The sequence below is a fragment of the Desulfosporosinus sp. I2 genome (assembly GCF_000960765.1).
Lineage (GTDB): Bacteria > Bacillota > Desulfitobacteriia > Desulfitobacteriales > Desulfitobacteriaceae > Desulfosporosinus.
Map to the genome: position 1 here is coordinate 1 of NZ_JYNH01000188.1, position 8,264 is coordinate 8,264.

The 8,264-nt window shown below is 39.5% G+C and carries 8 protein-coding genes and 2 pseudogenes; 3 read left to right on the top strand and 7 right to left on the bottom strand.

Annotated features, from left to right (window positions below):
* The 6 genes and pseudogenes from UF75_RS23630 to UF75_RS23655 all read right to left on the bottom strand — a co-directional run.
* The coding region (locus UF75_RS23630) for a homocysteine S-methyltransferase family protein (protein WP_045576977.1) at window positions 1-1,511 on the bottom strand (1,511 nt) is incomplete at its 3' end.
* Between the two features lie 161 nt (window positions 1,512-1,672).
* Entirely contained in the window at window positions 1,673-2,578 is a 906-nt protein-coding gene (locus UF75_RS23635) for a LysR family transcriptional regulator (protein WP_045576978.1), read from the bottom strand.
* 2 nt (window positions 2,579-2,580) lie between these two features.
* A pseudogene (gene nrdD, locus UF75_RS23640) lies at window positions 2,581-3,093 on the bottom strand (anaerobic ribonucleoside-triphosphate reductase); the annotation flags it as partial.
* 22 nt (window positions 3,094-3,115) lie between these two features.
* Window positions 3,116-3,961, bottom strand: a complete 846-nt coding sequence (locus UF75_RS23645) for a metal ABC transporter permease (protein WP_197079522.1) — start codon at window positions 3,959-3,961, stop codon at window positions 3,116-3,118.
* Window positions 3,961-4,764 (bottom strand): metal ABC transporter ATP-binding protein, encoded by an 804-nt coding sequence (locus UF75_RS23650; RefSeq protein WP_045576985.1) that lies wholly within the window; start codon window positions 4,762-4,764, stop codon window positions 3,961-3,963. The genes UF75_RS23645 and UF75_RS23650 overlap by 1 nt, the downstream gene beginning before the upstream one ends.
* 2 nt (window positions 4,765-4,766) lie before the next feature.
* Window positions 4,767-5,702, bottom strand: coding sequence for a metal ABC transporter substrate-binding protein (locus UF75_RS23655; protein ID WP_045576981.1), 936 nt, complete (start codon window positions 5,700-5,702; stop codon window positions 4,767-4,769).
* A 244-nt stretch (window positions 5,703-5,946) separates the two neighbouring features.
* Between UF75_RS23655 and UF75_RS23660 the strand changes: the two genes are divergently transcribed.
* The 3 genes from UF75_RS23660 (at window position 5,947) to tsaA (ending at window position 7,299) form a co-directional block, all read left to right on the top strand.
* On the top strand, window positions 5,947-6,375 hold the full coding sequence (locus UF75_RS23660) for a transcriptional repressor (protein ID WP_045576982.1): 429 nt from the start codon (window positions 5,947-5,949) through the stop codon (window positions 6,373-6,375).
* A gap of 81 nt (window positions 6,376-6,456) precedes the next feature.
* The gene (locus UF75_RS23665) at window positions 6,457-6,654 is read left to right on the top strand and encodes a CooT family nickel-binding protein (RefSeq protein WP_045576983.1); all 198 of its coding nucleotides are present in this window, start codon (window positions 6,457-6,459) and stop codon (window positions 6,652-6,654) included.
* An 18-nt stretch (window positions 6,655-6,672) separates the two neighbouring features.
* Window positions 6,673-7,299: a tRNA (N6-threonylcarbamoyladenosine(37)-N6)-methyltransferase TrmO gene (tsaA, locus tag UF75_RS23670; RefSeq protein WP_045576984.1), complete on the top strand. Its 627-nt coding sequence runs from the start codon at window positions 6,673-6,675 to the stop codon at window positions 7,297-7,299.
* A 145-nt stretch (window positions 7,300-7,444) separates the two neighbouring features.
* Here the strand turns inward: tsaA and UF75_RS23675 are convergent.
* Window positions 7,445-8,252: pseudogene (locus UF75_RS23675) on the bottom strand (manganese catalase family protein).
* Window positions 8,253-8,264: the final 12 nt, after the last annotated feature.

Here is an 8,264-nt window from a genome sequence, read left to right on the forward strand (position 1 = left end):
ACTAATAAATCATACGCTCTTTTGCAAACTGTTATTCGCTTTTCAAAAGTATCTGCCTGGCCTTGTTCATCAAAAGCCATTACCACAACGCCCGCGCCATATCGTTTAATTAACGTTGCTTGCCGAATAAACTCCTCTTCCCCTACTTTTAGGCTTATGGAATTTACGACAGCTTTACCTTGGATTGCCTTTAAGCCTACTTCTAAAACTTCAAATTTTGAGGAATCAATCATCACCGGAACTCTTGAAATCTCTGGCTCGCTAGCAAGCAGCTTAAGAAATATATCCATTTCACTTAAGGCATCAAGCAGCCCATCATCAAAGTTTATATCTATAATTTGGGCTCCATTTTCCACCTGTTCCTTGGCCACAAATAATGCTTCTTCATATTTTTTCTCTCTAATTAATCTTGCAAACTTAGCTGATCCAGAAACATTCGTTCGTTCCCCAATATTGACAAAATTATTTTCTTTCTTTATGACAATGGCTTCAAGACCACAGTAAACCGTCTCTTTCTCGATCAGAGGGATTTTCCTTGGTTTGATGCCCTTAATCGCTTCACTGATCGCTTTAATATGCGCCGGTGTTGAACCGCAGCATGCCCCGACAATATTTAAATGACCTTCCTCTGCCAATTCCTTTACCAAAGCCGCAGTTTCTTCCGGACGTTCCTCATACTCCCCAAGGGAGTTTGGCAGACCTGCATTTGGATGAAAAGTTACATAACGATCTTGTGTTTTGGAAAGATTTTTAATGAAAGGAATTAAATCCTTGGCTCCAAAGGAACAATTTAATCCTATGCCAAGAATTTCATCACCCTTCATAGTGTGGGCAAAAGCTTCAAGCGTCTGACCGGATAAAATACGACCACTTTTATCGGCAATAGTACCTGAGATAAAAATAGGCAGGGTTAAACCTTTTTCCTCAAAGACATTTTCAGCTGCAAATATTGCTGCCCTAGCATTTAAAGCATCAAATATTGTTTCAATAACTATAATATCTACTCCACCATCTACAAGCCCCTGTATCTGCTCCCCATAAGCAAGTACGAGTTCATCAAAGCTTATATTTCTTATTCCTGGGTTTTCAACATCTGGTGAAAGTGATGCTGTTCTATTGGTAGGCCCAATTGAACCTGCTACAAAACGCGGTTTACTGGGATCAACGTTAGTAAAAAGATCTGCCTCTTCTCTTGCAAGCTTTGCTCCATGGAAGTTAAGCTCATAGACCTTATCCTCCATGCCATAATCCTTTTGAGATATTCTAGTTGCATTAAAGGTATTTGTTTCAATGATATCCGCCCCAGCTTCTAGATAACGTTTATGAATCCCTTTAATAATCTCTGGATGAGTAATATTTAGAAGGTCATTATTCCCCTTTTGCCCTCTATGGCAATTACAACGTCCTGCAAACTCTTGCTCATTTAAGTTATATCCCTGAATACAAGTCCCCATTGCGCCATCTAGGACAAGAATTCTTTCCTTTAAATATTCCTCGATATTGTATCTCATCAGTTAGCCCCCTTAATTTTGAGAAAGTACATTAGATAGATTTGAACCTAATACATTCACTATAGCATGATAAAATAGATATAGGTTAACTCCAAAAAACTATAGCCTGCTATAGCATAAAACTATAACAGGCTAATTTTTAGAGTTCTGCCAGTGATTATCTATAGATGTTTAGTTACTTCTTCCAATTCTTGCACATAAGCTGTCGCAAGCCTGCTAAGCGTTACACTTTTATGTGAAATCCATCCAACAGTGATCGTTTCGTTAATATCCAAGGGTACTGGGATGATGTTATTGCCGTTAAGGTCAGCACTTAAAACGCCTGTTGAAATGGTGTAGCCATTTAATCCGATCAAAAGATTAAACAGAGTTGCCCTATCACTCACACGGATACTCTTTTTATGAGATAAGGTACTCAATATTTCCTCTGAAAAATGGAAAGAATTGTACTCTCCTTGCTCAAAGGACAAGCAGGGATACGAATCTAAATCCTCCAACGTGACTCTCTCTTGCTTTGCCAGGGGATTTTTAGCACTGATGAAAACATGAGGTGCAGCTTTAAATAATACTGTGAACTCCAAATTGTTTTCTTTCATAAGCTTATTGATTACCTTTGAATTGAATTCATTGAGATACAAAATACCGATTTCGCTGCGAAGGTTTTTTACATCCTCCAAAATTTCATAGGTTTTTGTTTCTCTTATGGTAAACTCATATTCCTCCAAGGCATATTTTTTTAGGAGATTTACAAAGGCATTGACAGAAAAAGCATAGTGCTGGGTTGAAACAGAAAAATGCTGGGGGGATGGCTTTGCATCTAGGTAACGGTTTTCCAACAATTCTGTTTGCTCCAATACTTGCCGTGCATAGCCGAGAAATTCCGCCCCCTCAACTGAAATACTAATTCCCTTGTTGGTGCGCTCAAAAATCGTGATATTAAGCTCTGCTTCCAATTCTTTTATTGCGTTGGAAAGGCTGGGCTGAGCTATGAATAAACGCTTTGCAGCCTCATTAATGGAGCCCCAGGTTGCGATTTCAATTGCATACTTAAGCTGTTGAAGTGTCATTTTGGCGTCGCCTCTAAATTGTAGACGTTTCCGGTCTCGTGTTGAAATTTAACTAGTAGCTCTCTCAGATAGTTCATTGCACTCACCGAAAACTCCCGACCTTCTTCAGTTTCAATTCCTTTTCCCATGAAATTCAGTAACGCCTCATTCATTCCGACGATACCGATCGTACTGAAATGATTGTGCCAATAATGCCCAGTCCGCTCTTTTGAATGTCTCAAATAATAGCATGAATAGGGATACAGTCCCCTTTCTGACTGCTGTTCAATAATTTTCCGCTTGATTTCCAAGGCCGTGCGCCCGATTTCAGCCATTTGTTTCAGACGTTCCATAAATTCCTGTTTTGTATTGGATAGATAAGCTAATCTGGGAAGGTTAATTGTAAATACACCGATTGATCCTGTGAGAGGATTGCTTCCAAACAAACCCCCACCTCTTTTTCTAAGTTCACCGGTATTAAGCCTTAACCGGCAGCACATGGATACGGCATCTTCGGGAGACAGATCTGAGTTTACAATTTTGATAACAACCAAGACCTTAGCCTTGCCCAAGTCTTAGTTTCATAACAAACGTAAGTGCAAAGAACCCTGATGCGACCAGCACAATCGTCGCCCCAGTAGCTGTTCCCCAAAAGTAGGATAAGATTAAGCCCGATAGTCCTGAAATCACAGCAATCAAAACTGAGTAAATATGATATTGCCTCATATTTTTAGCAATATTTCGCGAAGAGGCTGCTGGAATGATCAGTAGTGAACTAATAATCAGTATCCCTACCCATTGGATTGATATCGTTACGATAACCGCCATAATGATGCTAAATAAGTATTCATAGAGTCTAACCCCAATCCCTCTGCTACGGGCCAAAGATTGGTTCATACTCGATAGAAGAAGCTTATTAAAAATCACGACCCATAAAGAGATTACGAGTACGAAAACAATTCCAAGTGTCAACAAATCTGACGGACTAATACTTAACAAGTCCCCAATAAGATACCCTGAATATTTGTTAAAGCCACCATTACGAGAAAGTATGACAATGCCCAGCGCAACTGCCGTCGAAGAAAATACCCCGATGATCGTATCCGTTGAAGCCGTGTTCGCTTCTTTGACAATAAGAATGGCTATCGTAATCAACACAGAGAAAAAAAGGATGGACCAGATTGGATTTTTAATGCCCAATATTACCCCAATGGCAATCCCTGTTAAGGCAGAGTGACCTAATGAATCAGAAAAGAAGGCCATTTTGTTATTAACAATCATGGTGCCAAGCAAGCCAAAAATAGGGGTTACTAGTAAAACGCCCAAAAGAGCATTCTTCATAAACGCATATTGCATCCATTCGAAGGGAAGAAATAAATCGACCAAGCTATACCATAAGTGCATTATTCCACCTTATCCTTCTCATCCCTTGGGAAACGATTAGACCAATCTAAACCAAAGGTTTGAATAACGTTGGGATTACTGAAAACTTCTTGTGGAGTCCCACAGCATTCAATCGTCTTATTATTGATAAAAGCAACACGATCTGCATATTCCGCTACCAAATTAAGATCATGCGAAACTAAGATAATCGACAAATCATAATTATCCCTAAGGATCGAAACGGTTTCATAGAATAACTTTAAGCCCTTTTGATCTATACCGGATACCGGTTCATCAAGGAGTAGGAGGTGAGGAATTGGATCAAGGGCAAGCGCTAATAATACTCTTTGTAACTCACCACCAGATAATTCTCCTAACCGTTGATTAATCAGATGTTCTCCATGAGTACGGGCCAAGCTTTCTTTGACACGCTCGCGTATCTTTTTAGGGTAGGTAAACCAGATTGGGATATTTGTATGGGCTGCAACAAATAAATCAAGGACACTAGTAGGGGAGCTTGAATCCAATTCGAGTTTTTGGGGAACATAGCCCATAGACGGTCTTGTGGTGCCTTTATCTTTAGCATCCAAAAATTGAAGTTCTCCGGTGTGAGCAATCTCCCCTAGAATAGCCTTTAAAAGCGTGCTTTTCCCCGCACCATTAGGTCCGATAATCGCTGTCAAATCTCCACAATGAATATGGAGATTGACATCCTTTAATATTTCTATACCGCTACGTTTTACCCCAAAGTGATTGATTTTGGTGCAACATAACCCACATTCGCAGGTATTACATTCAGAATTGGCACATTTATGGTGTTTCATTTTCATTTTAGAGCCTCTTGAAGGGTTATAAGATTGCTTTCCATAAGATTAATATAGGCCTCTGCCTCCATCGGCCCTGTTACGACTGGATCCAGCGTATAAACTTTAGCGCCCGTCTCTTTCCCAATTGTATCAGCTGCTTTAGTAGGATATTGTGGTTCTGCGAAAAGCGCCTTAATTTTCAAATTTTTAACTTTTTCTATCGTTTCACTCAATTCTTTAGAATCAGGCGCAGAACCCGGCTCACGTTCGATAACGCCCGCAATGGTTAAGTTAAATTCCTTTGCAAAATATGGAAATGCTTCATGAAAAGTAACGATATTGCGTTGTGGCAAACCATCTAGTGTTTGGTGCATTTTAGCTTTCAATGCTTCAAGTTTTTTAATATAGGCTTGAGTATTTTCCTGGTACTTTTGCGCATTTGAAGGGTCGAGGTAAGCGAGTTGCTCTCCAATCGTTTTCACCTGGGTAATAGCATTCGTAATACTCAACCAAACATGGGGATTATCCCCTTGGTCCCCTTCTCCTTTGATTAACGGTATTCCTTGACTAGATTCAATAATTTTTAAATTTGGCATTTGTTTCGTAACCTTATCCATGAATGATTCCATTCCTGCTCCATTAATGACGAAAATTTTAGCCCCATCTAAATTCTTCATGTCTTCAGGTGTGGTAGCATAGTCATGAAGACATCCCGTCGTAGGCTTCGTCAAATTTATAATCTTTACATTAGGAATGTCTTTGGTAATATTTGAGGTAAAGATATACATGGGGTAGAATGATGTCGCTATTGTTAAGGGCTTTTCTGGATTGGTTACTGAACTTGTGGTTTGACTAACAGTAGCTTTAGACTCGCTGTCTGCCCCACATCCATTCAATACCAATGTCAGTAAGCTTAATAATACGAACCAGATAAATTTTGGCTTTTTCAAAAACATTTAAAATTATCCCCTTTAGTGTTTGCAATTGCCTTGCATTTGCATTTAATTTCTTTATTTAAAATTATACTCTATTATTGTTAATTGTAAACCATTACTTTACTTCTTAGTCCTCAATATTGAACAAAACTAAAGGTAAATTCTTTATCGACGCTGAATAATTAAATGCGCGAAATATTGCTAAAATATTAAAAAGGATTAAAATAAACATAGTACAGCAATTGAAGAATTAAGGAATGATCTTGTGGACGAAAATTCAAAGTATAAAGATGTCTTGAATCGAGAAGGGATTAAAAGCACTCGACATAGAAATGCTATTCTTGAACTACTTGAAGAATCCGAATCCCCTCTGACAGCTGAACAGCTCTATATAAACTTGCGGGATAAGACGGCCTCAATCGACCTTTCGACTGTCTATAGAACGCTCGATACCTTTGCTTCAAAGAATTTAGTGATCAAGTCCAATCGGGTGGATGACGGTAAAGCACTCTATGAACTAAATCATCATGATCATAAGCACCATCTGTTATGTGTGGGTTGCCATAAGTTAATTTCTATGGAAGACTGCCCTATGGGCGAACTTCAGCAAGTTTTAAAAAAGAAGATGGATTTTGATGTAACTGGACACAAGTTGGAGATTTATGGCTACTGCCGTGATTGTAAAAAGCTATAACCTGCCAAAGTGTTCACGCTAGTCTTTTAGTCTTTTAGTATTTTAGTATTTTAGTATTTAGACAAAGAAGGAGAACGTACGATGTGTGAAGCAAATGCCTATCTTAAAGAAGGAGACAATGAAGTCTTATTTATGGAAGCAGTTGACACTATTGAACCCTATGAAGACGGTCTGAAGCTCGTCGATATTTTTGGAATGCAAAAGTTTATTCAGGCTAAAATTAAAGACATGGCCCTACTCAATCACCGGATTCTTTTAGAAAAGGTAGATATTCTTTAACCAAGAAAGGGGCAAATTATGTCTATCTCATTTCAATCGATTGGCACAATCTATACACCCTATTTCTCCTTAAATACCCCGCATCAACCTCTCCCAGACGCACCCGGTGATTTCTGGATCACTTTAAACCCCGACTACGCCAGCGCTCTGGAAGCCTTACAAACCTTCAACTATATTTATATTGTCTATTATCTTGATCAGGCGACCCCTGTCAAAGAAATGTTAACTAGGTCGCCTTGGGCACCTGAACTAGAAATCGGACTTTTTGCCAGCCGTTCCCCTCAAAGACCCAATCCTATTGGACTAAGCATTGTGAAACTTAAAGAAATACGGGGTAATGACCTAGTCATTTCGGGAATTGACGCCTATAACGGGACCCCCTTACTGGACATTAAGCCCTACATGCATTTCCTTGACAGTAAAGAAGATGCCAATAACGGTTGGTTCGATACCCTCCCCAATAAAGAACATACAATCGCTCATGCCCTAGGGCTTTCTCATGACCACGACCATGATCATGATCAGAAATCTCAACATGATCATACTGCCCACAATCGAACAGTACATAGTCAGCGAGCTCCCCATCATGCTGATGCCCACAATCCTGAAATTAAACACCCGTTTCATCATGAAACTAATGATTGAGAACCATAACATAATTAGAGGCACGAGTTTGCACTCGTGCCTTTGTTTTTGGTCCATGTCACTATTTAAGACCATAACATCACCATTTATCTAATTCCCAAGACTCCCACTTTTATTGGTGGGGTTTTTTAAATTATAGGTTTTTTTAATGTTGTTTAGGATCAGGTTGAGGTTGTGAATATTGAGGGTTATTACGAGTATTGTCATTATATCCCGGCCGAACCTCCCTAGTTCCTGCTGGTTGAGGATCTTTACCATACTGAGGCGGTCCACCATACTTCTCGTTAGGATTCTCTTCATACGAGAACTCGTTACCTTGATTCCAAGGACCCCGACTATCTCCCATTCCTGTTGACATATTCATGTATTTTTTCGAGAAATCAGAATCACGGAAATCTTTATTGACTCCGCTTCCTTGTAGAGTATTTAGTGCTTGCATAAAGGAAAAATTATGTGATTCTTCACGACTTAAGAGGAAGCGAATCATGTCTTTGACCCCTGCGTCATCCGTTTGTTGGAGAAGACGTTCATAAATCAGCTTAGCTCGAAGTTCTGCACCAGCATTTGAGGAAAGATCCGTATATATATCCCCCATTGAATTAACGAAGTTGGCGGTCCAAGGTACTCCAGCAGAGTTAACTAGAAGCGGTCCACCCCCGAGTAAGGCCATATGATTAGCAGAAAAATCTTTAGGAATGCTATCCACTGGACCAATCAACATACCAAGACATTCACCTACCATTTCTAAATGACTTAACTCTTCAGCAGCAATGTCTTGCAGTAGATCCCTGATCTTTGGATCATTACACCCCAAGCTCTGTGAGAAATACTGCATGGCAGCTTTAAGCTCGCCATTGCCACCCCCAAATTGTTCGAGTAACAAGACAGCAAATGCGCGGATCGGGTTGATCAACATGTACTGTATATTCCATATCTTTTACATGTTTAAACACTTTAGAAAGCCT

Coding starts and splice junctions, on each gene's coding strand:
- UF75_RS23655 (WP_045576981.1), bottom strand. CDS start 5,702: ATGTTTTTGAAAAAGCCAAAATTTATCTGGTTCGTATTATTAAGCTTA.
- UF75_RS23645 (WP_197079522.1), bottom strand. CDS start 3,961: ATGCACTTATGGTATAGCTTGGTCGATTTATTTCTTCCCTTCGAATGG.
- tsaA (WP_045576984.1), top strand. CDS start 6,673: ATGTCTATCTCATTTCAATCGATTGGCACAATCTATACACCCTATTTC.
- UF75_RS23665 (WP_045576983.1), top strand. CDS start 6,457: ATGTGTGAAGCAAATGCCTATCTTAAAGAAGGAGACAATGAAGTCTTA.
- UF75_RS23635 (WP_045576978.1), bottom strand. CDS start 2,578: ATGACACTTCAACAGCTTAAGTATGCAATTGAAATCGCAACCTGGGGC.
- UF75_RS23650 (WP_045576985.1), bottom strand. CDS start 4,764: ATGAAACACCATAAATGTGCCAATTCTGAATGTAATACCTGCGAATGT.